Annotated in this window: 16 protein-coding genes and 16 tRNA genes; 4 read left to right on the plus strand and 28 right to left on the minus strand. The window is 51.7% G+C overall.

What is annotated here, in order from left to right; translation table 11 throughout:
* Window position 1: 1 nt before the first annotated feature.
* Entirely contained in the window at window positions 2–3,241 is a 3,240-nt protein-coding gene (locus tag ACO0LF_RS06750; protein WP_423013191.1) for an efflux RND transporter permease subunit, read from the plus strand.
* A 232-nt stretch (window positions 3,242–3,473) separates the two neighbouring features.
* Here the strand turns inward: ACO0LF_RS06750 and ACO0LF_RS06755 are convergent, their stop codons facing one another.
* From ACO0LF_RS06755 to ACO0LF_RS06765, 3 genes are all read right to left on the minus strand, one after another.
* Complete coding sequence (locus tag ACO0LF_RS06755; protein ID WP_423013193.1) at window positions 3,474–5,003, minus strand: S41 family peptidase; 1,530 nt, start codon at window positions 5,001–5,003, stop codon at window positions 3,474–3,476.
* A 99-nt stretch (window positions 5,004–5,102) separates the two neighbouring features.
* Window positions 5,103–6,116, minus strand: a complete 1,014-nt coding sequence (locus tag ACO0LF_RS06760; protein WP_423013195.1) for an LLM class flavin-dependent oxidoreductase — start codon at window positions 6,114–6,116, stop codon at window positions 5,103–5,105.
* A gap of 265 nt (window positions 6,117–6,381) precedes the next feature.
* Window positions 6,382–7,200, minus strand: coding sequence for a nucleotidyltransferase domain-containing protein (locus ACO0LF_RS06765; RefSeq protein ID WP_423013197.1), 819 nt, complete (start codon window positions 7,198–7,200; stop codon window positions 6,382–6,384).
* A gap of 130 nt (window positions 7,201–7,330) precedes the next feature.
* On the opposite strand from ACO0LF_RS06765, the gene ACO0LF_RS06770 reads away from it, so the two are divergent.
* A complete protein-coding gene (locus tag ACO0LF_RS06770; protein WP_423013199.1) occupies window positions 7,331–8,719 on the plus strand; it encodes a hypothetical protein in 1,389 nt (462 codons plus the stop codon).
* Window positions 8,720–8,746: 27 nt separating this feature from the next.
* On the opposite strand, the gene ACO0LF_RS06775 is transcribed toward ACO0LF_RS06770, so the two are convergent.
* The 24 genes from ACO0LF_RS06775 to ACO0LF_RS06890 form a co-directional block, all read right to left on the minus strand.
* On the minus strand, window positions 8,747–9,802 hold the full coding sequence (locus tag ACO0LF_RS06775; protein WP_423013201.1) for a hypothetical protein: 1,056 nt from the start codon (window positions 9,800–9,802) through the stop codon (window positions 8,747–8,749).
* A 7-nt stretch (window positions 9,803–9,809) separates the two neighbouring features.
* Entirely contained in the window at window positions 9,810–10,838 is a 1,029-nt protein-coding gene (locus ACO0LF_RS06780) for an RNA ligase (ATP) (RefSeq protein ID WP_423013203.1), read from the minus strand.
* A gap of 91 nt (window positions 10,839–10,929) precedes the next feature.
* Window positions 10,930–11,017 (minus strand) — tRNA-OTHER (locus ACO0LF_RS06785).
* Between the two features lie 75 nt (window positions 11,018–11,092).
* A tRNA-Arg gene (locus ACO0LF_RS06790) sits at window positions 11,093–11,168 on the minus strand.
* A 9-nt stretch (window positions 11,169–11,177) separates the two neighbouring features.
* A tRNA-Ser gene (locus tag ACO0LF_RS06795) sits at window positions 11,178–11,265 on the minus strand.
* A gap of 5 nt (window positions 11,266–11,270) precedes the next feature.
* Window positions 11,271–11,347, minus strand: a tRNA-Thr gene (locus tag ACO0LF_RS06800).
* 6 nt (window positions 11,348–11,353) lie between these two features.
* Window positions 11,354–11,428, minus strand: a tRNA-Asp gene (locus ACO0LF_RS06805).
* Between the two features lie 7 nt (window positions 11,429–11,435).
* Window positions 11,436–11,524 (minus strand) — tRNA-Ser (locus ACO0LF_RS06810).
* Between the two features lie 77 nt (window positions 11,525–11,601).
* Window positions 11,602–11,677, minus strand: a tRNA-Arg gene (locus tag ACO0LF_RS06815).
* Between the two features lie 10 nt (window positions 11,678–11,687).
* Window positions 11,688–11,763 (minus strand) — tRNA-Trp (locus tag ACO0LF_RS06820).
* A 41-nt stretch (window positions 11,764–11,804) separates the two neighbouring features.
* Window positions 11,805–11,881: transfer RNA gene (locus ACO0LF_RS06825), tRNA-Ile, on the minus strand.
* A 10-nt stretch (window positions 11,882–11,891) separates the two neighbouring features.
* Window positions 11,892–11,966: transfer RNA gene (locus ACO0LF_RS06830), tRNA-Ile, on the minus strand.
* A 4-nt stretch (window positions 11,967–11,970) separates the two neighbouring features.
* A tRNA-Asn gene (locus tag ACO0LF_RS06835) sits at window positions 11,971–12,046 on the minus strand.
* A gap of 86 nt (window positions 12,047–12,132) precedes the next feature.
* Window positions 12,133–12,206: transfer RNA gene (locus tag ACO0LF_RS06840), tRNA-Lys, on the minus strand.
* Between the two features lie 78 nt (window positions 12,207–12,284).
* A tRNA-Ala gene (locus tag ACO0LF_RS06845) sits at window positions 12,285–12,360 on the minus strand.
* Window positions 12,361–12,770: 410 nt separating this feature from the next.
* Window positions 12,771–12,855, minus strand: a tRNA-Tyr gene (locus tag ACO0LF_RS06850).
* Between the two features lie 16 nt (window positions 12,856–12,871).
* A tRNA-Glu gene (locus ACO0LF_RS06855) sits at window positions 12,872–12,946 on the minus strand.
* Window positions 12,947–12,998: 52 nt separating this feature from the next.
* Window positions 12,999–13,072, minus strand: a tRNA-Gly gene (locus ACO0LF_RS06860).
* Window positions 13,073–13,367: 295 nt separating this feature from the next.
* Window positions 13,368–13,640, minus strand: coding sequence for a hypothetical protein (locus tag ACO0LF_RS06865; protein WP_423013205.1), 273 nt, complete (start codon window positions 13,638–13,640; stop codon window positions 13,368–13,370).
* Between the two features lie 185 nt (window positions 13,641–13,825).
* Complete coding sequence (locus tag ACO0LF_RS06870) at window positions 13,826–14,128, minus strand: high-potential iron-sulfur protein (protein WP_423013207.1); 303 nt, start codon at window positions 14,126–14,128, stop codon at window positions 13,826–13,828.
* Window positions 14,129–14,267: 139 nt separating this feature from the next.
* The gene (locus tag ACO0LF_RS06875) at window positions 14,268–15,503 is read right to left on the minus strand and encodes a hypothetical protein (RefSeq protein ID WP_423013209.1); all 1,236 of its coding nucleotides are present in this window, start codon (window positions 15,501–15,503) and stop codon (window positions 14,268–14,270) included.
* Window positions 15,500–16,273: a sigma-70 family RNA polymerase sigma factor gene (locus ACO0LF_RS06880; protein ID WP_423013211.1), complete on the minus strand. Its 774-nt coding sequence runs from the start codon at window positions 16,271–16,273 to the stop codon at window positions 15,500–15,502. The genes ACO0LF_RS06875 and ACO0LF_RS06880 overlap by 4 nt, the downstream gene beginning before the upstream one ends.
* The gene (locus ACO0LF_RS06885; protein WP_423013213.1) at window positions 16,237–20,538 is read right to left on the minus strand and encodes an MG2 domain-containing protein; all 4,302 of its coding nucleotides are present in this window, start codon (window positions 20,536–20,538) and stop codon (window positions 16,237–16,239) included. The genes ACO0LF_RS06880 and ACO0LF_RS06885 overlap by 37 nt, the downstream gene beginning before the upstream one ends.
* Before the next feature lie 101 nt (window positions 20,539–20,639).
* Window positions 20,640–21,443: a hypothetical protein gene (locus ACO0LF_RS06890; RefSeq protein WP_423013215.1), complete on the minus strand. Its 804-nt coding sequence runs from the start codon at window positions 21,441–21,443 to the stop codon at window positions 20,640–20,642.
* 211 nt (window positions 21,444–21,654) lie between these two features.
* Between ACO0LF_RS06890 and ACO0LF_RS06895 the strand changes: the two genes are divergently transcribed.
* Complete coding sequence (locus ACO0LF_RS06895) at window positions 21,655–22,365, plus strand: YceH family protein (RefSeq protein ID WP_423013217.1); 711 nt, start codon at window positions 21,655–21,657, stop codon at window positions 22,363–22,365.
* Window positions 22,366–22,580: 215 nt separating this feature from the next.
* Window positions 22,581–23,333, plus strand: coding sequence for an AAA family ATPase (locus ACO0LF_RS06900; protein WP_423013218.1), 753 nt, complete (start codon window positions 22,581–22,583; stop codon window positions 23,331–23,333).
* 154 nt (window positions 23,334–23,487) lie between these two features.
* Here the strand turns inward: ACO0LF_RS06900 and ACO0LF_RS06905 are convergent, their stop codons facing one another.
* A complete protein-coding gene (locus tag ACO0LF_RS06905) occupies window positions 23,488–24,570 on the minus strand; it encodes a hypothetical protein (RefSeq protein ID WP_423000131.1) in 1,083 nt (360 codons plus the stop codon).
* Window positions 24,571–24,577: the final 7 nt, after the last annotated feature.

The following is a 24,577-nucleotide window of genomic DNA, read 5'->3' on the forward strand; positions in this document are numbered from 1 at the left end:
CATGTTCCTGTCCGACTTCAGTATCAAAAAACCGACGGCGACCATCGTCCTGATTGTCGCTCTCATGGCCCTGGGTTTGCTGGCGCTCAGCAAACTGCGGGTTAATCAAAACCCTGACGTCGAAGTGCCTGGTTTGTCGGTCATGATTGCCTATCCCGGCGCTTCACCAGATACGGTAGAACGCGAAATTATCAATCGCCTGGAAAAATCCCTGCAAGCGGTTTCTGGCGTTGAGGAAGTATGGGCAACCGCATCAGAAAACAGCGGTCGTTTTGATATGCGCTTCAGCTTCAAGAAGAACATGATCGAGGCTTCTGACGAAGTCCGCAATGTGATTTCTGGCCTGCGTTATAAAATGCCGACAGAAATGCGCGAACCCATGATACGCCGCTGGGACCCGGGTTCACAACCTATCGTCAATATGGCCTTGTCCTCGGACAAACGTAGCCACGCCGAGATTTCACGCCTTGCTGAAGATACCCTGGCTGATAAATTGCGCAGCATCAGTGGTGTGGCGACGGTAGAAGTCAGTGGCTCCCTGAAGCGTGAATTGTCGGTACTCTTGCGCGCTGAAAAACTGCGCGAATTCAATGTCTCTGTAGGCGAAGTCGTTAATGCCCTGCGCAACCAGAACACCAATGCGCCGGTAGGCAAGATACGCGGTAACCTGGATGAAGAAAGCATACGTCTGGTGGGCCGCATAGAAACACCAGAAGAATTTCAGGGCATCGTGGTCAAGCGCAATGGTGACCAGATTGTGCGCCTGTCACAAGTGGCGACCATAGAAGACAGCTTCGCTGACAAAGATGGTCTCAGCATACGCAGTGGTAAACCAAATGTGGGTATCTTCGTGACCCGTGCCCGTGATGCGAGTACCGTCAGCGTGGCTAAGGCAGTGCGCGACAAGGTCAATGAAATCAACAAGGATTTCGAAAAGACACAACCAGGCACCAAGCTTGAAATCACCCGTGACGGTGGCCAGGATGCCCAGCGCAGCTTGAACAATGTCATAGAATCCCTGGTGCTCGGTGCTGGCCTGACTATCTTCGTCGTGTATGCCTTTTTGAATTCATGGCGCTCGACTTTGATTACCGCCCTGAGCTTGCCTACTTCAGTGATTGCCGCCTTCATCGCTGTCTGGTTGTGCGGTTTTACGCTCAACTTCATGACATTGCTGGGTTTGTCGCTGGCGATAGGTGTACTGATCGATGATGCGATCGTGGTGCGTGAAAATATCGTGCGTCATATGCAGAATGGTTCCGACCGCCGTACTGCCGCACTTGAAGGCACGGCAGAAATTGGTCTGGCTGTCGCTGCCACCACCTTCTCCATCATTGCCGTGTTTATTCCTGTGGCCTTCATGCCTGGCATGCCGGGTGAATGGTTCCGTCCGTTTGCGCTGACCGTGGCTTGCTCGGTGCTGGTCAGTCTGGGTATCTCATTCACACTTGATCCCATGTTGTCGGCATACTGGGGTGACCCACCAGATCATCACACTGCGCCCAAGAAAGGCATCAGCAAGGTGCTGGCGCGCTTTAATGACTGGTTTGACCATCAGTCTGACCGTTACAGTAAAGTGATCGCCTGGGCTTTGCATCACCGTCGTTCCATGGGTGCGATTGCCCTGGTCAGTCTGGTGATTGCTTTGGGTGTACAAGTCAAATGGGGTGGCACCAGTTTCTTGCCTGCAGCCGATTCAGGTAACCTGATGATTACCGTGCGTACTCCCGCATCTTCATCGCTGGAATATGCACGCCTGAAAATGGAAAGAGCTGCAGAAATTGCCCGTACCATTGCCGAGACCAAGGAAACCAATAGCAATATCACGCCAGCCGGTGGCCGCATTTATGTGGATATAGGCAAGCGCACTGAACGCAAACGCGGAGCCAAGGAAATTGCCGCTGAACTGCGTGAAAAAGTGCGTGTCCTGGTTGGCGCTGAATATGTGGTGCTGGACGACCTCAACAATGGCGCACAAAAACCGGTGCAGATAGAATTCACCGGCCCTGATTCCCGCAAGCTGCTGGAAATCACCAGTGCTTACATGGATAAATTGCGTCAGGTACCAGGTGCGGTTGACGTGGGTTTGTCTGAGCAGGACCCTAAAAAAGAATTGAAGATAGAACTTAACCGTGGCCTGGCCAATTCCATGGGCATCTCCTCCAATGACGCCGCCCAGGCTTTGCGCGTTGCCTTTGCCGGTATCGAAGTTGGTGACTGGGTAGACCCAACCGGCGAAACCCGCGATGTGGCCGTGCGCCTGCATCCGGATGACCGCGTCAGCAAGGAAAATATTGAGCGCCTGCCTATTGCGATATCTGGTACCAATCAAATGGTGCCACTGGATCAGATCGCCACTGTATCCATGGGTAAGGGGCCATCTGGTATTGAACATGCCAATGGCAAGCGCACTATCACTGTGTCTGCCAATGCGCAGGGTCGTTCGAATGGTGAAGTGATCGCGGATGCCATGAAGCTGGCAGAATCCTTTGACTACCCGCCTGGTTATGGTTTGTCACTCGGTGGGTCAGGTCAGGATCAGCAAGAAGTATTCGGTGCCATGCTGATTGCCCTGTTGTCCGGCATAGGCCTGATGTACTTGATACTCGTCATACAGTTCGGCTCCTTTACAGCACCACTGGGTGTCATGCTGTCATTGCCGCTGTCCCTGATAGGCGTGGTGCTGGCCTTGCTGATAACCGGCAGCACCCTGAATTTGATGAGCTTTATCGGCATCATCATGCTCATGGGCCTGGTGGCAAAAAATGCGATTCTTTTGCTGGATGCGGCCCGTAAGCGCGAGGCAGAAGGTTATGACCGCGAAGACGCACTGATGTATGCAGGCCGGGTACGTTTGCGCCCTATCCTGATGACTACCTTTGCCTTGATTGCAGGTATGTTGCCGGTGGCCCTGGGCCTGGGTGAAGGCGGTGAATTCTACCGTCCGCTGGCGATTGCAATTATCGGTGGCACCATCACTTCGACGATTTTGACTTTGCTGGTCGTGCCTACTTTCTACGACAGCATAGAAATTTCTCGTGACCGCATGATGGCAAAAATGCGCAGACGCATGGAAGTACGCAATCCCCTGATCGGGTTTTGCATGACCATGCTGGAAGCAGTTTTTACCTTATTAGGTATACGTTTGATATATCGCATGTTGGCGAAACTTTTTGGCCTCATCACTGGTCGAAACCATAAATCAAATGCAGCACTGAATATCAAGGCAGAAAATATTTGAAGAGGTTTCAGAGCAATCTGAAACGAGCTAGCAAAGAATAGTCGTATTAAAGATTTGCAGTAGAAAGTTTTAATCTGTAACGCTTCCCTCTTGCTGATAAGACCAATTGTTCTCTGGTCAGCAATTTATAGCCTGCGCAACGAGGTGTGCGCAGGCTTTTTTTTAATCTAATTTCGCATCTTAAAAAAGCCCGCAATTGCGGGCTTTTGGTTTGCTACAGCCTTGCTATGAATTATCTGGCTTGTCTGGATTTCAGCAGATCAGCTTCGACCACTTTCAAGAAATTTTCAGTCGACCATGCGATGTCGGTAACCGTAATGGCAGGTGTATAAATCTGCCCGGCTGCCCTGGCACGATTGACATAAACCTTGTTAGGGATAACCACTCTGGCTAATCCAGATGGCAGGGCCTTGATGCGGATTTCCATATAAGTGGAATCTGCCGAACTCGGCGCACCTATGAGTTTGGTATTGTCGAAACGTGTGAATACGTCCAGCGCATCCAGGCAGGCACTGGCACATTGACCAGGGACGATGACATAGACCGGGGTTTTCAGTTCTACAGTATTGTCTGGCACGGCATCGCCAGGAGTGGGTGCTGGTGCTTTTGGTCCGGTGGAAGATTCTATATAGAACTTATCGCCCTTATCCAATGCCGCCTGCATGCCATCGGCATGGCGTTTTGCCCAGGCGGCGGTGTCTGCTCTGTTTTCGCCAGCGAATATCGTTACCAGGCTCTGCACATAGCTGGTGTTATCCCTGGAAGCACGCCACCAGACGTCGGTATTGGGAGAATATGCTGCCATTAGCCTATCGACTCGACTCTTGCCCCATAAGGCCTCAGCAAAATTTTCACTCCACTCAGAAGAACCACCCTGATTCCCACGTAAATCAATGACGATGGCCTGCGCATGCAATGCACGATCGCGGTGATCAGCGATTTCCTGTGTCATTTTATTGAAAGTTTCGCGTTCGGCCTGGTCGGGTTGAAAATTAGGCATGGCGACCCATAACAAATTCTTTTTAGGCTCTGTCAAACCTGTAGGTAAGATCTCGCCATTGTGAGAACGCGTGCGCCAGGTTTCGAAATTAGTAGTGACAGGCTGCCAGGACAGCGCATGTGTCAGTGTCTTGCCCTGATGGCTGAACACACATTGCTTGGGCATTTGTATAAAGGGATTGCCATAATCTATCATGAGCTGTCTGGCAAAATACCACCAGTGTCCCGCTTCGTCACTGCGGCCCTTGTAGGAAAAAACATTTTCCATGACAAGGTCTTTAATCTGTTTGCCATCACAACTGACAAGCTTGGCTCCAACAGCAGGCTGCTCGCTTTCTGATGCATAAACATATAAACCATCGCCACGCCAGACCGTCATGAAACCTGGCCAGCGCAAGCCTGGTGCCAGGCTTGGAGGTAGCGTTGCCTGCGCACCGGCATGACCATCATGCAGACTGACATTGAAACGATTGAAGGCAGCCTGATAGCCTGCCGCATCTTTTACCTGGTCGGCCAGGGCCAGAGCATTATTACGTGCGGCTTCCAGATTTTTGCGAAATTCCGGCTTATGTGGATCATGGGTGCCTGGATGGTTTTCCAGGGTTTCCTGATAAGCCAGATCCAGGTCTTTTTTAAATGTATCTGACCATGCAGCAGGTGTTGCTGGCACACTATTTTGTGCTTGAGCATTTCCAGTCAGACTGGTCGCAGCGAACAGTGCTGCGATAGCCGTATAAGTAAAATGATGCGCGATATGTTTCATGTTTTACTTGTCTCCAAAGTTATAGTGCATCTTAAGACAAGCAAAAAAGGCGATGAGTTCCCTGTCACCTGTGCCAATTTTCAAGAAGAAAATTTCACTTCAAATGTTGATGACAGGCTTCATTGTTAAACCGGCTTGCGCAGCGATTTCATAAGAATGCAAACGCGCAGCATGCTCGTGTATTTGTGCCGTAATCATCAATTCATCTGCACCTGTATGAGCGATGAATGCCTGCATTTTTTTTGCGATAGTATCTGTTGCACCTATGGCTGAGCATGACAAAACCTGCTCCAGCAAGGCATGCTCTTGCGGGCCGATTTTCTGCAAAAAATCATGCGCAGGCAAAGGCAGTTTTGCCGGACGACCGCTACGTAAATTGATGAAAGCCTGTTGGGCAGAGCTGGCCAGGTAATAGGCTTCTTCATCGGTATCTGCAGCAAAGACATTAAAGCCCAGCATGACATACGGTTTGGCCAATTGCGCCGAAGGGCGGAAAGTAGCGCGATAAATTTCTATCGCCTGCATCATTTGCTGTGGTGCGAAATGCGAAGCAAAGGCATATGGCAAGCCCATGGCTGCAGCCAGTTGTGCACCAAACAGGCTGGAACCCAAAATCCAGACCGGCACTTTCAAACCATGGCCAGGTACAGCACGCACCGCCTGCTGCGATTCATCACTGAGGTAATCCATCAGTTCTGCCACATCTTGCGGGAACTCATCTGCATCACTGGCCAGGTTACGGCGCAAGGCGCGGGCCGTGCGCTGGTCTGAACCTGGCGCACGCCCCAGGCCCAGGTCTATGCGGCCAGGGTAGAGTGACTCCAGCGTACCAAATTGTTCAGCAATAACCAGCGGCGCATGATTCGGCAGCATGATGCCGCCAGCACCTACGCGTATGCTTTTGGTGCCGCCAGCGATATGGCTTATCAATACCGCAGTGGCAGCACTGGCTATGCCGGGCATGCCATGGTGTTCTGCCAGCCAGTAACGCTGATAGCCCCAGCTTTCGCCATGCTGGGCGAGACTCAGCGAATTGCGGAAAGATTGCGCCGCATCACTGCCTTCGGCAATGGGGGACAGATCGAGTATGGATAAAGGGTAAGAGGAAGACATGAGCGGGCAATTCCAAATGGGAAGAAAACCATTATGGTTGAAATTGCGATTTCCTGTTGGGCGGCCCAATTTTCTTAAAACAGTTACATGATAAACCAGCATCATTGCGTCTGGTGGGGGCAGCATTTGCACTATTTTCCGACGCGTATGCTCGATGATACATGGGCAAAGACGGTGCGTTACAACGCACCCTGCAAATCTGGAGCGATAGAAAGATCAGACGCGGCCTGTGCCTGGTAGGGTGCGCCGTGCGCACCCTACAGACTTATGCAGTTTTCTTCATCACCGTATCCAGCAAAAGCCGGTCCAGCACAGAGAAATCCATGTCACCGGTACTGCTGGTCCTGACACTGTCCAGTCTTTCCAGCTGGCTTTCGATAAATCGGTTGATGACAGGCATAGGCACAGATAATTCTGATTCCTTGGCACGCCGTTTGATGAACAATAATTCGGCGATCGCAGCCAGTAATTCCTGATCTTCAATGGTCGCATCCACCATCTCCTGAAAACGCATGGGCACCGGCCCCAGGTCTTGTTCTATCCACAGGCAAGCCAACAGGGGACGCAATACATACAGGTATTTTTTCAGTTTGACCATTTCACCGCGCAAGTGCTCACGATAATTTTTACTGGCCATATGCAGATAATGATAGTAAGCCCGTTCTGGTCTATGCACTTCACGTGCGGCTTCCTGCAAGGCTTGCAGGAAGACAGGATCAGCCGCATACACCACTGGTGACGACAGCCATTCTATCAAGGTCGCATTGCCATTGCGCAGCAAGCCCAGGGCCTTGCGCACATCCCAGCCGCTGACATCATAGATTTCATTGACAGGTAATTCTATGACATCGCGCCCAGGAAAAACAGTCAGATACCAGTCCAGTTTGTTAGCATAGATAAAGCGCACATCATAGTCACTATCCGGCGAGGCAAAGCCCCAGCCCCGGCTGCCTGATTCGCAGGCAAACAAGATTTTGACATCATGCATCTGTTCTACCCGCTGCAGGGTCGCATTGATTTCTGCGCGTATGGCAGGGTCTATAGGATGTTCTTGTTCTTCCAGTGGCAGGCTAGTCGTGTTCATGGCGATCTTTGAGAATGATTTTATAAAAAATGATACATGTTTTCAGTCTGGCAATTTGTAAGAAAATGCAATTGGTATTGTCGCTCCCCTGTTTCAAGACTAGGCTGACTGTCCGCTCAGGAGTAATACCATGCCATCCAATTCCTTAAAAAAACTCTCGTCTCTCGCTCTGATATTGACTGTAGCTGCCTGTGGCGGTGGTGGCGGTGGTTCTTCACCCGTCAATACGGGTACGTCTGGCTCTACAGGCTCAACGACTGGCTCAACGGCTGGTACAACGACTGGTACAACTGGTACGGGTAGCAGTACAGGCACAACTACCGCTACAGCCCCTGTCATCAACAGTTTCAGCGCCAATCCTGCCAGTATTACCATAGGATCAGCCAGCCAGTTGAACTGGACAGTCAGTGGTGCCACTGGCATGACGCTGAATGGCAACGCAGTCACGGGCAGCAGCCTTGCTGTCAATCCAGCCACGACGACGACTTACACCCTGATTGCCAGCAATTCGGCCTGTAGCGCGACTTGCACGACCAGTGCCAGCGTCACGGTGACTGTGAACAGCGCGGGCACGGGCAATACTGCAGGCAATGCCATCTATGGCGATTTGCGCAAGGCTGATCTGGGTGCTGGTGCCAATCTGAATGGCAGCCTGCCTTTCCCTGCCAATAATGCCTGGAATACTGATATCTCCAAAGCTGCGCTTGATCCTGCCTCTGATGCATTGATTAACAGCATAGGATTAAACACTGGCTTGCACCCCGACTTTGGTGCCGGCTTGTACGATGGCGCACCGATAGGTATCCCCTATGCCGTCGTCGCTGGCAGCCAGCCCAAGGTCAGTGTGCAATTCACCGACTATGGCGATGAAAGCGATCCCGGTCCTTATCCCATCCCTGCCAATGCACCCATAGAAGGGCAGAAAGCCAATGGCAGCAACTTCGATGGCGACCGCCACGTACTGGTGATAGACCGCGATGCCAACCGCCTGTATGAAGTCGGCAATGCCTATCCACAAACAGCTGCTAACTGGAAGGTCAGTGGCGGTGCGATATTTGACCTGACATCCAACACTGTCAGGCCAGGCGGCAAACCAGGCTGGACCAGTGCCGACGCCGCAGGTCTGCCTATCTTCCCCGGTCTGGTAAGGTATGAAGAAGCTGCCAGTGGCCTTATACGTCATGCCTTGCGCTTTACCGTCAGCCGTAGTCGCCGCGCCTATGTAGCACCAGCGACTCACTACGCTTCATCGAATACCAGCAATACCCTACCACCCATGGGCATGCGCGTGCGCCTGAAAGCCAGTTACCAGATACCTGCCAATTTCTCCAACGAAACCAGGGCCATCCTGCAAGCCATGAAAACCTATGGCATGCTGGTAGCCGACAATGGCTCCAACTGGTACATCAGCGGCGCACCAGATGCACGCTGGAATAATGACAAACTGGTGTCAGAACTGGGCAGTGTCAAGGGCAGCAGTTTTGAAGTAATCCGCATGGACGGTCTGGTTACCCCCTGAATTCGCAGGCAGCCTTATTTGGGAAGTTCATGACGACAGGAGTAATGCGGCTTCCTTTAAGAACCTGACTTTGACAGCGTCAGAGTCAGCTTCGAGAAAGAAGTTTTCAAAACTGCTTTCATCAACAAATGAATGACGCACTTGCGCCATTAATTCACCTAACTGCTTGCCTGACAAGCCAGTAATTTCAGCCGCAAGTTCACCATTGAATTGCAGTTTCAATTGTTTCTTGCGGGCGTATTTTTCCAGCGCCTGATCATAAACCTGTCTGAAATCTGGAAAGAGTATGAAAGTCGCTTCCAGAAATTTCTGCTTTTGCTCGTCACGTGCTGCCGTGCCAGCTTCTGCCCAAGGGTAGGCTGGCAATTTGATTTCATCCTGCTCATCGAGCCACAACAAAAAGGCGTTATAAGTCGCCCGCTTGGCATCACGTATCCTGGCCTTATGATTGCGATTATCCAGCAGGTAAATTTCTCGATTCACATAGGGTGAAGAGACGACATAGCGAAAGATATCTTGCAGGTTTTTGAATTGACCATTTGCACGCATGCGCTCATACAGCAAGGCATCATAGCCCAGCAACTTCAGCGCCTCACTGAAATCTCTGGTAATGCACAATTCAGCAAGCAAATGATCTTTGTCATCCGGTGCACGCAATGGATACAGCAAGCCAAGATGGCCAAACTTGGCGCCAAATTTATGCGCGATGCGACCTATCAGATTACCAAAATCATTAAAACCAAAATAGCGAGAAGCAAAATCAAATGAGTCAGATTCTGTCCTGATCAAATCAAGCTGGAACACGCCTTCAGCTACCGCCAGACCCATGCTGGTGACATCACCATTAAAGACCACTTCGGTCGCCTGCAATGCCACAGCGAGTTGCGCTGCATTGTAGTCCTCACCAGCTTCTACCAGGATATCAAGATCGCCAAAGTCTGCCTTGTCAGCATAAGCCATCACAGCCTCAATACGGCGCTCTGGAAAATGCTGCCGCAATGTAGTGACGGCATGATGTTCCACTTCGCTATACCTGGCTGCTGGTAAACGAATTGACTCAGCCTTTAATGCATTTCCACCCATGATCTTCCTACCTGTCTGCGTGTTTCAGTAAATATGTATTTGAAATCGCCTTGAACGACATGCTGCCATCCAGGCGCTTGAAGACGACACCCTCTCTGGCCGTGGTTGGGTTCAATGAACCGCCCTCAGCATAGTCAAGCACCTTGGTAATATCGCCGCCAAAATTTCCCAGTGTCATGTTTTCCAGCCACGGTACTTCATGTACGGTAGCACCCAGTTCACGTAGCGCTGTCAGTGCTTGCTGACGTTCTTCCCTGCCCAGATATCTGCCCGCAGCTATGTCAAAAATATCGAACAGATAAAAGTCCTGGCCGCGCAGTTTTTCAGGATTGCCCTGTATGCCTTCACCTATGATCTCACCTTGTAGTGCCAGATTACGGCCATAAGCAATTAGAGCATCCAGTATTTTATTCTGTCTTGCCACGCGCCACAGACTATTGGTTTCAGATTCCCTGATCCACCAGTTCCTGCCGCACACACCAGAGACACCTGCATTGTGAAAGACCGTCATGCTGGAACCATCGAGCTTGATTGTCACTTCAAATTCTTCTTGTGCCTGATCACTCAAAATTTCAGTCAGGTTCTGTATACGCTCCTGATCCGTCTTGCGTATGTATTCAGGAAAAGCACCCTCCACTTCACCAGACAATGAAGCAGGAATGACAGGCTCCCATTTTTCTATGCCCAGTATCTGGCTAAAATCTGTGTCTCCGTCATTGGCAAGTCCGGCCAATTCCGGAAACTGATTCAGTGGCAGTATCATGCCCTGTGAAATCTGCCCACGCAGTTTAATGGTGCGCAACCTTATCCCGGGTTTTTCATTCCAGATGATTTTGTTTTTTTCAAGAAAAGCAAAACGTGCATCGCTCAAAGGCAGGAAGGAATCGATCTCAAAATAGACGCAGGCATCGCCAATCTGGAATTCATTTTTCTTGACGACCACAGACCAGCCATCCACGCTCGCGCATTCTATGGCATCTGCGTCAGGGATAGGTCTGATGTTGCTGACGGTTCTGATCGTGACTAATTTTCTCATGGAGATTCCTTTTTATTTTTGTATGCGCATTTTAAGGTGATGACAATTGTATTTGAATAGAGTGAGGAGTAGATAGTGAAGTATGGGATATTGGTCGAGATTGCTGGATTTGAATCAGCGACTACTAGCATATAGCATCTTGAAAAAAGCGAATGCACTGGCAACTGAGCTAAATCTCGACATTGAGGTGGGAATGGGGATTGACCGCCACGAATCGGCAAGGCCGAAACGGGTCTGTGTGTGGCGATCAAAGATGGTGCGTCAGGCAGGACTTGAACCTGCAACAGTCGGCGTAGAAGACCGGGGCTCTATCCTTTGAGCTACTGACACGTAATGATGTGGAGGAAGCGGTGAGATTCGAACTCACGGTCCTTTTCAGGCCTCCTGTTTTCAAGACAGGTGCAATAGACCACTCTGCCACGCTTCCATGACTGGTGCCGGCTGCAGGACTCGAACCCGCGACCCACTGATTACAAATCAGTTGCTCTACCAAACTGAGCTAAACCGGCGAAAATTGGCGCCCCATAGCGGAATCGAACCGCTGGCAACCCGCTAGACAGGCGGGGACTCTACCATTGAGTTAATGAGGCAAAAAACTGGCGGAAGATGTGCGACTCGAACGCACATAGGCTCGTGAGAACCCGCCGGGTTAGCAACCCGGTGCAATACCATTATGCGAATCTTCCTTCAAAAAATACCGCGCATGTGCGTCTGCACATCCCACTGGTGAGGTAGTGAGGATCACTTGATCACACGGTAAAACTGGACCCGCCTGCAGGGGTCGAACCTGCGGCCTCAACATTCGTATTGTTGCGCTCTTCCAACTGAGCTAAGGCGAGAAAAAATGTTTGGCATCCCAGGCAGGACTTGAACCTGCAACCTTCGGTTTTGGAGACCGCGACTCTGCCAATTGAGCTACTGAGATAATGGCTATGCATTTCATGCTGATGAAATGCATACAAAAACTGGTACTTGCAGATGGAGTTGAACCATCAGCCTCTGCCTTATCAAGGCAACGCTCTGACCAATTGAGCTATGCAAGTAAAGATAAATTGGTGCCCCTTGCTGGTTTTGAACCAGCGACCCACCGGTTATGAGCCGGTTGCTCTCCCACTGAGCTAAAGGGACGTTATGGCTCCTCGACCTGGATTCGAACCAGGGACAGATGCATTAACAGTGCATCGCTCTGCCAGCTGAGCTATCGGGGAATTAAACTGAAATACAGCTATCGCTGTTGAAGAAATACGTTCAAAAACATCGGTTAAAACGACTACGCTTTAATCGGTATTCTTGCTGGTCGGGATAGAGAGAATCGAACTCTCGCCGTCCGGTTAAAAGCCGGATGCTCTACCTTTGAGCTACATCCCGTGAGATGATTAAGTGTGGCATCTGACGATGCCTGGTCTTTTGCTTCATGATTTACTCCTGTTATTGAAATAAAAAAAATGGTGGAGGTGGACGGAATTGAACCGACGACATACTGCATGCAAAGCAGGCGCTCTACCAACTGAGCTACACCCCCGTAATCTGTAAGGCAATTGCACATGGCTTGAAAATGCCAAGCTATTTACTGCGAATAAAATGGTGCGTCCCCGTGGTAGCTAGAACTCATCTCCTCAATGGGAGTGAGATGCGTTTGTCTCATAACGTGGGCTGGCAAGGCGGACGAGGCAGTCAATAGCTTTGTCTATTGATAACGAGTCCAACGCAGTCCAGCACGCGTTATGAGGCAAACCCTTCGGGAACTGACGATTTGGGCGCATTGCTGCGTTGTGCCGCTTGCTAAGGCAGAAGCTTTAGCTGCACGTCACGCCTTGCACTGCATCCCAAATCGTCTTGTTCGCACTCACTCCCATTGATGAGATGAGTTCTGTCCACGCTCTCCGATTTTTCAAAACGGCGCTTTCACCTGTTTAGCTTGAGACACAAAAATGGTGGATGGTGATGGAATTGAACCACCTACGTCTAGCGTGCTTGCGGGTTACAGCCGCACCCCTTACCGTTCGGGCAACCATCCTTAAAACTGTTGATGCTGGAGTCCTTGAGCGGAATCGAACCGCCATTAGCTGATAGAAAGTCAGCTGTCCTAACCTTTAGACGACAAAGACATCATGAAAAAAACCTCGGCAATAGTAAGTACTTATAAAGTCACTTTCATGATGGAGCGGGAGAAGAGAATCGAACTCTTACCGTAAGCTTGGAAGGCTTCAGCTCTGCCTTTGAGCTACACCCGCATATAAACGTGTTTCATCTTCAATGATGAAACGAGTTTTTGTATTTAGCCTTACCCCAAAAGCAGATATTCCTGCCCTTGGGATAAAACTGTTGAACTTCCCAAATTGTTAAAGAGCTTCCATGGTCCGGTGTTGTCCGGTCACGACCGCGTTGGCGGGTTTAACTGCTGTGGTTGGTCTTGTCATACAACATGCAAACCAACAAATCTAAATTCAAAAATGACACCAAAAAATCAAAAAGCCCGGAGCTTTTCAGGGCATCCGGGCTTTTCAGCGCTTAGGGTCTTGGGTGGCTTTAACTGCCGCCTGTGACCTTCAGGGTTTCCCCTCGAATGCTTGTGTTGCTAAACCATGTGGCCGCAAAATTAATTGGGCTGACATCACTGGATATTTCACTACCTGTATCTTTAGTTGTGCGTGTATTTTCGCTTGTGCGGCTTGTGCGAAACGAGGCTGCATAGGCATGCCATGTACTGTTCGCATTTGCTTCAACTCTGCCAAGCGACGTCAAAGCCCGCGCTGTCTTGCGCAAGTTTTGTGTCAGTTCTTGTATCAAAGTTGTTTTCACGGTCATTCCTAAATAGAGTGTGTTGCTTGGTTGATGTACGTATCTTGCCACAGCTTTTTTATAAAAACAAGCATGGCATGACGAATTTATTCAAATAGTTGATGTATTTTTGCGACGCATGCAAATATTGTACGCATTACGATACTAGCGTCGCGTGCATTTCCTACTGAGTTCCGCTATGAAAATCAGCCCCAGACATCGCACCAGCCACTCTCTTTGACCAGCTTGCCGGGGAAGATGCCACAGCCGCCCCAGCCCTTGCCTTTGTCTTCATATAACTGGCAGCTGCCACATTTTTGTGTGTCCTTGAAGTCGGGGAAGCGCTTGGTGTCGACTTTACTTGCGTCTTCTAGATAGGCATGTTGTTTGGCTGCCGGGTCATCTTCTTTCAGGATGGAGTCAGCAGCATAGCTGGCTGCAGTGCATATGCTCAGGCAGGCACCTGCCACCTGGGTGATGAAGATACGGCGGTGTTGATTGATGTCCATTTTGATGTCTAAATAATGTCCGTGCTTGCGCTTGCTTATTCTTGCGTCAGGTGATCTGCCGCAAGGCCATGAGTATTCTTGAAGAGCAATTCATTTTACGCCCATCCTCAGAGCCACTGCTGGCAAATGCGCCGGCTTTTTATTTTTGCAGCGTGTCTATTTGCTTTTGTAAAGATTTATCGACCACAAAATCTGGATAGCTGACACGGAATTTCCGCCATTCTTCCAGTGCTTCCTTGTTACGCTGGTTTTTCAAGAGTTGCTCGATTTTCTGTGACCAGTCATGGGCGCTCAGATGTATTTCTGGTGCCAGTGCGGCTGATAGCGGCGGTGCAGCAGCAGGGGGCGCAGCCATGACCGGACGTGGTGCTGGCTGGGCTGGTGCGGCGGCCAGCATGTTTGCTTTTTTATCTGCCTGGGCGGCATCGGCTTTTGCCTTACCTGTAACGTCAGCAATGATGGCGCTTTCAGGCACTGTCGTTACTGGTTTTGCTGCAATCGCGGCGGGCGACCTGGGTTCCGTTTCGCTAGCCTTGGCCAGCATGCCTGCGGCTTCTGCTTTGGTAGGGCTGGGGCTCGCCATTGGTGCGCGCATTGTTGCATTGCTGGCGTATTGATTGTCCGCAACCGTTTTTTCTTCGCTGGCGGCTGAACTGGCAATAGACTGCACGGGGGCCGCAGATGACATATCTTGTCTGCGTATGTTTGACCCTGTAATCGTCACCCTCACAGGCTCCGGTGCAACGGCCACCATCACAGGTGGAGCTGGAGCCGTGGCTGCTATGGGGTCAGTTTGCTGAACAGCTGGCCTGGGATCACTATGTGGTTTTGCGACACTGGTGCGTCTGGCGTCAGTGGCTCCCTGGCTTTCTTTGGCCTTGCTGGCTTCCATGACTGAGGGGGGGATATCATTCGCGGCTGCTGCAGGTGCCGCGGCTTCTGCGCTCCTCGTCTTTTTCGCCAAATCTGCCTGGGCAAGTTGCGGCAATGCAGAATGCTCCTGCTCTTGCGAGACCGGTGCATTTGGCGAGGCGACGGTGACAGGGTCTGTCGTATAAGATTCCTGCTTGTATTGCATGACCACTGGTATAGCAAACAGTATGCTGGCAGCCAGGCTCAGTGGCAACTTCCAGCGCCATAAAAATGAGGGTGGTTTGCCGTGGCCTTCCGGGCCTATGGCATCATTGGCTGCTGATACCATCAATGCAGGTGTGGATGCTGCAAGGGCACGTTCTGCCTGGGCGATGATAGCCGCATCCAGCTCAGCCGACGGTTGTGCCTGCGGCAAATTTTGCAGCAGGCTGGCAAGTTCACCCTTGCCTTGCAGGAAACCCTCAAACTCAGCGTCTTGCATGTCGTCATTCCTGGATGTCATGCTGGCTCCCCTTGTGCCTGGGTATGCAATTCGGCACGCAATTTTTGCATGGCATAACGTAATCTGCTTTTTACGGTCTCCGTTGATACGGCGGTAATGGTGGCAATTTCTTCCAGACTCAGGCCATTGAATTGCTGCAAGACCAGCGCTTCTTTCTGTTCGCTGGGCAGGCTCCTGATGGCTTCATGCAAACGGTCGGTCTGCTGTTTTTTTTCCAGCTTTTTTTCTGGTGACCTGGTCAGCGGTGTGGATTCCTGTGTGCTTTCCAGCGTGTGCTCATATTGCTCAGGATCGGCGTCGAGCAGGCTTTCTCTCTGACGCAGCAGATCAATGAGGCGGTTGCGGGCGATCTGGTACAAGTAGGTCTTGAAGCCAGCCACGGGCGTGTATTGCGATCTGGCTGCATGCAAGGCCGCCCAGCTATCCTGCACGATTTCATCTACCCATTCCTGACGTGGCGAACGCCAGTCTATAAAACGGTACAAACCCAGGCGATGGCGCTGATACAACTCTTTGAAGGCGAGCAGGTCGCCATCGCAATAGAGCAGCATCAAGGCCTCGTCTGTTTGTGGTTCGGTCATCATGGCCGCTAGTTTAACGGAAAATCCCGTCTCACCAGCATAATTTCCATGTACCGTTAAGGTAAAACTGTAGCGCAAGCAAGCGGCTTTCAGCGTTTTTCTGACAATAATCAACTTGCCAGAAAAACGCTCAGGCCAGGCTTTGCCCTGTACTAAGGCGCGATGCGTATTGCCAGCGGCGTTGTCCACGTCTTGTCCGTATCGTTGTAGTACAGATAGGCAGAAGAGGCTGGCCCGGTATAGCTGCCTGGCACTGTTGCCACCAGGTCCACTGCCAGCTTTTTCACTTCGCCCGGTTTCATGTCACGGAAATACAGTATCACTTCACGGGCACGGGTTTCATAGAAAGCGATCTGTCCTTTTTCACGCATTTCTTTCAATTGCCAGTTCTGGAAAGTCAGGCCACCAGGCAAGCCCAGGCGTACCAGGCTCATGGGCTGGCCAGCTTGCGTCTTATTGCTGATGACCGCATCCAGCCTGACGGTTTCACCCATCTTCAAATCAGCTTTAGCCAGGCTGGTACTCAGATTGATGACGGCGGTATTGGATGAGGCCGGTTCATTGCTGCGGTATTCAATCGCCATGGAATACGGCAGAGCAGATCCGCTGCTGGTTTTGAGCGTGATATTGTGCTTGCCAGGTGTCAGCAAGTTTTCAAAATCATTGAACAACAAGGGTTCACGCTTACCCGCCTCATAGTTTTTCTCGCTGACGACGATACCATCGACAATCAGGCTGACTTTGCCAGCCGTGGGGGCAACCCTGGTTGCTTCGTCAAAGGCGATCATTGCCTTCAAAGCCAGCACAGTGGCCTGGGTCGCACCCCATTGACCAAAGCCGCTGCGGTTGGCTTGCAACCAGGTAATGCCCTTGCGTGCCTGCTCCAGATGGCCATCTGCTTTGAGCATGGCCAGCACCGCCAGCGATGTGGTTTCTATATGCAGATTGCTGCCACCACTGTGGGTGATGGAATGATCTGCATTCGTCCAGGAACCGTTAGCGTTTTGCATGCCCGCCAGTTTATCCACGGCAGCGCGACGGGATTTTTCTGATACTGCTGCTTTTGCAGAGGGGGCCAGCATGGTGCCGCTTGCCAGTGCCAGTTGATAGGCATCTTGCGTGGTTTCCGCCAGCTTGACGGATTTGCCTATTTCCTTGTCCAGCCCGGTTTCACCAGCGCTGACCAGGGCCCAGGTGATGTAGGCATCAGTGACTTCTGGCGCAGCACGGCCAAAGCTATCGAGCGCCTTGGCATCACGCTGGTAACCACCATTGCCATCACGTCTGGCTTTCAGCCAGGCTCCAGTGCGTGCCAGCATGGCAGTGTCGACGGAACCGTAGATATTCTTCATATCGGCAAATTCCAGCAAGCCATAGGCAGTCAGCGCTTCATGACCGGGGTCACCGCCAAACCATTCATAACCTTTTTTCGGTGATTCAAAGCCAGCCAGTTTCTTGTAGCCGCTGTCCAGCAATTTGCTGGTGCGTTCCAGCAAGGCGCTGTCGGCCACATCATGCTGCTTCAGGTATTGCATGATCATGACGTTAGGATAGTTGGTTGATGAAGTTTGTTCGAAACAGCCAGACGGCTCGCGCAACATGCCTTCCAGGCCAGATACCATGGTAGCGAGTGGCGAGGTATACACCCTGATCGACGTCTGCACACTGCCTTTATTCGCTTTGCTGAGGTCAATGTCGTGCGTGATCTGTCCCTTGATTTGCCCTGACTTCTCCAGCAATTGCGGAAAACCAGGTGCGACCACGGGGATGCTGCGCAAGACTTCATCTTTCAAGCCCGATGCAGTTGCCGACAATTGCACCTGCGATAAGCCCTGAGTACCCGTGACTTCAATCGGGATAAACAGGCTCTTGCGCTGGCCCGCAGCAATAGCATCGACCTTGCCTTTGCTGCCACTGGCTTTTAAAAGCTTGCCAAAATCACTGTTGAGCGTGACCTTAACCGCTTGTTCACTTTCATTGCTCAGGGTGACGGGGATCAGCGGCTTGTCTCCCGCTGATATTTCCAGCGGCAGCTTGGCTGATAAAGAAAATGGCAAGGATGATTTGAGGATGTTTTCACTATGCCCGGCTTGCCCACCACCGACACCTTCTGCCGTGACACGGAAAGACGTGACAGCATCCGACAAGGCCAGCTTCAAGGTCGCCTTGCCCTGCTTGTCGGTTTTTACCGCAGGTGCCCACAGCACCGTGTCGCGGTAATCATCGCGCGGCCCGGCATAATCAGGCGTATAGGCAGGAACGGGGAATACCCGCACTGTTGCCCAGGCCTGTTCCATCATGACTGGCCTGGCCTCCACTCTCGCCTCAGCGCGGGCAAAATCCTTGTCAGCCATAGGGGGTGTTGGAAAATATTGTGCTTCCACCTGCGGAGGGGCCGCGGCCATGACATTGCCCGCAACAAATTCTTCCTTCATTTTTGCTGCGACAGGTTTTTGCGGTGCTGCTGGTGCAGCAGCCAGTTTTTTCAACTCTGGCGCTGCTACGGGTTTTTGTGCAGGCATAGGCGCTGCCATGGGCAGTACCAAGGGGACGGCTCTCTCTACCTGCACAAGATTGGCAGGTGCTGACTCATTGATGTTTTGTCGGCGGATATTGCTGCCAGTGATCGTTATGTGCTGTACAGACGTCAATACCTGCACCCAGTCAAAGCGTCTATAGCCACGCGTGCCCATCAGCATATCCAGTGCCAGGGCACTCTTGTCTTCACCCAGATCGGTATAAAAATTAGGTTCTTCTATCTTGCCGGGCAATTCACTTTCCAGCAGCAGGCGCGATAGCATATTGGCGCTCTTGTCATCGGCAAATGACAGCACCGTGTCATCGACTACAGACAGCGCCAGTTCTGCCAGTACGGCATTGCCGCTGCTATCTCTGGTGCTGATGTTCAGGGCAACCTCACCGCGTGGCACATAGGCTTTTTTGTCTTGTTCGACCTTGATCTCAAGCCGGTTGCGGCGATTGCGGAACACCAGACGTTCAGCCAGTGGATTCAGGTTCTGGTTAAACAGGGTGACGCGGGCAATGCCAGCGGTAGCAGTCGTGGCAGGGTCTTTGGCCTTTAAATAGATGACTGCCGGTCTGGCTGGGCCAGCCTCGATACTGCCTGCATCCAATAATTTTTCACGCACGGTGGCAGCAACCACGACTTGTTGCGTGGTGCTGCATTGCACGGCGACACGCAAGGCTTTTTCTTGTCCATCCAGGTCATCATAGCTGCGCATGACGCAGCCCGCTTCTTCTGCCAGCGGTAAAGCATAATGCTCAGTGACAGTACTGGGCTTGCTGATTTCTGCATGATAAGTGCGACCGGTAGCTGGCGTAAACGCCACACGGCCCAGGCCATTTTTATAGGTGCTGAATTTGGCGACCGTATTACCCAGGTCATCGACCAGCTTGCCCTCGGTATCTGCCGGTTTTCCCAGGCTGGTCTTGGCTTCAAAATACAGGCGGGTCGGCAAGCCAGCCACCATCTTGCCACCCTCAGGGAAGAAAGAAAGCGCCAGCTTGTTTTGCAGGATGGGGATGGATTTTGAAATCGATTCAGTAACACCGCCATCTTCTACCAAGATCGTCAACAAGCCATCACCTGTGCGGATGTTCTTGGGTAAATCAAATTTCACCAGTGCTTCACCCGTGGCATCTGTCGTGACATTCACGCGGGGTAATTCCACGCCGTCGACAGTGGCCACGGCGACCAGGCGTTTGCCTGACAGGATCTCGCCAGTAGGGCGCTTGACAGCGATCGTGGCGCTGACCTGCTCACCAGCACCATAAGATTTTTTGACGAATTCCAGGGTTTTCTTCACGCGTGGTGCTTCAAATGCAGACACGATGATGGCGCGCTCCAGTTGTTTGCCGTCGCCGGTTGTTATACGTATCTTGTACTCACCACCTTGCGCCTCAGCAGGCAATTCAAAATCATTGGCTGCACTGCCTGCATCGACACGCAAACGCTTCTTGCTTACGCTGGCGCCTTTGGGCGAAATCAATTCCACCGTGGCCTGTTCTATTGTGGCACCCGTCAAATTGCGGGTTTTCAAGTCCCAGCTTTTGAACCAGATGGTTTCTCCCGGTTTGTACAAAGGCTTGTCGACCTGTATATACAGGTTGCGGCCCTCATGCGTGTCGAAATAACTATTGATCAAGGCTGGCAATTCTTCTGCGCGCACTTGCTTGATCCTGGCTGATGCTGCTGGGGCAGGCTCCGCAGCGACCGCGGCCAGTACCGGTTTTTGCCCATCCTGGGATGCCAAGGCTTTGTTTTTATTGTCGCCAGTTTGCCTGGAAGGCGTGGCATCCGCTTGCGGGTTGACCGTCACGTCCCCAGTCGTAGCCACGGTTTCTGCAACGTCACCGAACTGGCAGCCGCCCAGCATCAGCAGCAGCAAGGGGCACAAGATAGGCGCTTTAAAGTAGTAGCCAGTTTTTTTCATGATTGACAATTCCTGTATTTTTAGTTTGAACGAGGGCCTGGGGCAACCCCCAAGCGGCCTTGCAAGTCATTGCGTTTTGTTGATTTTTATTTAGCCGGGATTTAATTCGGGTCTGGCACAAAACTGCCGGGGAAGGGATTGGCATCCTGATGGCGGCTACGCGGGATGATGCCGCGTGCTACCAGATGGGCATAAGTGTCATACTGGATACTGATGATCTCGTCAGGTTGCTGGCTGGCACGGCGGAAATCGGTATTCCTGACGCTGCTGTCTATGCGTTCACCATGGCCCGTGCCTATCCTGGCATCCATGGATTTTTCTGCCATGTCAGACTTGCTTTTTGCCAGACTGCCCATCGCTTCAGCAGAAGGCGGGGCCGAGGTGATAGGGGCAGGCGCAGGGGCGGCAGATTCAGCCCGGCGTGAATACCAGGGCTCTACAGGCGCAGGCTCCCTGTATTCCCTGAACAGCGCAACACCGATGACGCCGACATTGTCTGGCCTGCCCGTGCGGGCCGCATACGAATCAGGCAGCTGGGTGAAGTAGAAAGCCGCCACTTCATCCATATTCTTGCGCCAGCCTTTTACCTCTACCGGTTGCTGTCCCGCCAATACATAGCCAGATTGCTGGGGTGATGCCGTGGCACCCGTCAATACATTGACGCCATCGACAGACAAGACCGACAAAATACGCCCGCCTGTCTTGTTGGTGATTTCTACCGCATAACGCTCACCGGGCTTGCCTGCCACATAATTATTGCCCTGATGACGCCATATAGGCAGCCTTTCCCCCGTGCTTTGATTGATGATGCTGACGCCAGCAAGCTGGCCTGCACTTGCGATTGTGCTCATCGTGGCCATCGCCCCCATTGCCAGGGCTGCGAGTAAAGATGTCCATTTATTCATTTTGTTCTCCATATTGTTCTACATAAAAACGAGCTTCATACGCATTAAACGGAGCAGCAAAACAAAAGGGGTTAAGATTTTTTAAAAATAATCGAATAGATGGCAATGTTCTCGTCATCTAGTGTCACATTTTCAATTTTTAAGGATAATATGAAGCTAAGGCGAGCTTAAGTTACCTAAGTTGCTCGCAGCAATCATCTCAGGAACAGTCATGAACACAGAAAACACCAGTGAATCAGGCAGTACAGCGGCCAGCCCGGCAGCAGATGCACAATACCTGGACGCAGTAGAAGTGCGCGTCCTTGGTGTGCTGGCAGAAAAAGAAGCCGCCACCCCGGACAATTATCCCCTGTCACTCAATACCCTCGTCAATGCCTGCAACCAGCTCACCAGCCGCGACCCCGTCATGTCTGTGACCGAGTCTGAAGTGCTGGAAGCCATAGACAGGCTGGCCACCAAAAAGCTGGTAAATGCCATCCACCAGGCCGGTGCCCGCGTCGCCAAGTATGAACACCGCATGCGTATCAAATGGATGCTGGACCAGCCCAAGGTAGCCGTGCTGACCATACTCATGTTGCGCGGTTTCCAGACCGCTGGCGAAATCCGCGCCCGCGTCGGCCGCCTGCATGAATTTGCCAGTGTCGCCGATGTAGAAAAATGCCTGGACTACCTGATGGACAAATACCCCCCCCTGGTCGCCCGTTTGAACCTGACGCCAGGCACCAAGGAACCGCGTTACGCACACTTGTTGTCCTGTGATGAAGCCAGCCTCGATCAAGCAGAAGCTTCCAGTTTTTCCAGTGCCAGTGGCGCTTCAAAAAATGACAGAGTCAGCCAGCTGGAGGCAGAAGTCGCCCAACTCAAGCAGCAGGTCAGTGATTTGAGTGCGCAGTTTGCGGAGTTCAGGAAGCAGTTTGAGTAGAAGGCTGTAAGACCAAAAAGCTCACCACAGAGACACTGAGACACAGAGGGGGCACGGAGCTTGAGCTTTTCTCTGTGTCCCTCTGTGGTGTAGCAGGGAATTCGAACGGTATGCCGTTCGCCTGAGTAGCGAAGGCTGCTTGCCAGCAACCTTTCCTCCCTTCGTGACTCTGTGTTGAGGGGTCTTGACCTTGACTTGATTATTTGTGATTCAACATGATTTCAAAACAATACGTCAGCCGCGTCAGCTTGCGCAGGGATATCGTTGAATCTTTCGATCGCTACCCCTTCTCTTTGCCAGCGATAAAAAACTTCGAGTATGTAGACCTGCATCCCAAGATCACTTATTTCGTTGGTGAAAATGGCTCGGGCAAATCCACCCTGCTCGAAGCGATTGCAGTTTCCCTGGGCTTTAATGCAGAGGGTGGCTCTAAGAATTTTAGCTTCGGTACGCGGCGTTCACATTCAGTATTGGATGAATATCTGCGTATTGCCAAGGGTGTGCGCAAGCCACGCGATGGCTTCTTCTTGCGTGCAGAGAGTTTCTTCAATGTGGCTACAGAAATTGAAAAGCTGGACGAAGATACTTCTTACCCTGCACCGCCGATTATCAATTCCTATGGCGGTATCTCATTGCATGAACAGTCGCACGGTGAATCATTCCTGAAACTGATGACAGAGCGTTTTGGCGGCCAGGGCTTGTATATACTCGATGAACCAGAAGCGGCACTGTCGCCACAAAGGCAACTCGCGGTCTTGTCACGCATCCATGATCTGATTGAAGACAATTTCCAATTCATCATCGCCACCCATTCACCGATACTCATGGCTTATCCAGATGCCTGTATTTATCAATGCGGCAAAGAAGGCATATCTGAAATTGCCTATGAAGAAACCGAGCACTACAAGGTCACGCGGGATTTTCTGGCGAATCCCAAGCGCATGATGGATATGTTGATGGAGCGTTGAGCTTTTGAATTAGGTGGATTTCTGAAAGACCAAAAAGCTCACCACAGAGTCATAGAGGGTTCACAGAGAAAATTCTCTAATGAACTTTCTCTGTGAACCCTCTGTGTCTCCGTGACTCTGTGTTGAGAGGTCTTGACCCTTGACCTTGACTCGATTATTTGTGATTGAGCATCACGATCACGACGACGACTGCGATGGCCAGCAACACCGCCCCCGCAATTTTCCACGCTGAATATGGACGCTCACCCTGCACCTGGCCGGTCTGGCCATTCACCAGAAAGCGGTAAGTTTTGTCGCCATATTTATAAGACGACAGCCAGATAGGCAACAGGATGTGCTTGAAACTGATATTCGAATAGCGCGGCTGCATGGCGATGATGCGCTGGTGGTCGCCGCCGATATCACGGCAGATGGCATCGCGGATTTCGCCTTCCATCTTGCCTTGGGCATCGACAAAGCCAGGTTCCAGGCCCACCTGGTAAGCTTCTACCGTAAAGCCTGATACATAATCGTCGCGGTAACCCTGCAGTTTTTCCAGGCGCCATGGCGCGAGGTTTTCTGCATACGCAGTCGGCAGGGTTTTTGAACCGACCACCAGTACATCATCAAACGACACCTGCACTGCGCCCACTGCCGGGTACCAGTTGGTACGCGTCACCTGGCGGCTCTTGGTTTCACCGTTTTCAGTATAGTTTTCTGTCACCGTGTAATCGACACCGCGCTGGCCCTGATAGGTAGTGTCGCTGTCGGCATCATACGTCCAGTAAGGGGTGTAGATGCCCTTGAGGCCACGCTCGGCCCGGTAAGCCTGCTTCAGCGCATTTGGAGCGAACCACAGGCCGGTAATCCAGTTGGCAAACTTGCTGCGTGCCTCTGATTCCTTGATATCAAATGGGGCGATCGCCTTCGGTTTGATCTTGCGTGCAGAATAAGCATTGGCAGCGATCAGCGGCACCGCGCAAAACGGGCAGCGGTCAGAGACCAGATTGGCCGCCAGTTGCGACTCTGCGCCGCAGCCTGTGCATTTCACATGCTGGCTGGCGAGCATGGGTTCATTGCCAGCCTGTTCTGCCAGGTAAGCCTGATAATCCAGCTCTTCTACCGCTGCGACCGTGGCTTCCTTGTCTTCAGGGATATCATTTTTAGCACCGCAATACGGGCATTGCAGGGCGTGCTGGCCAGGCGCATATTCGAGTTTGGCACCACAGGATTTGCAGGGATAGTTTTTTGTGGTCACTTTGATG

The organism is Undibacterium sp. Di27W (assembly GCF_049340345.1).
Lineage (GTDB): Bacteria > Pseudomonadota > Gammaproteobacteria > Burkholderiales > Burkholderiaceae_D > Undibacterium.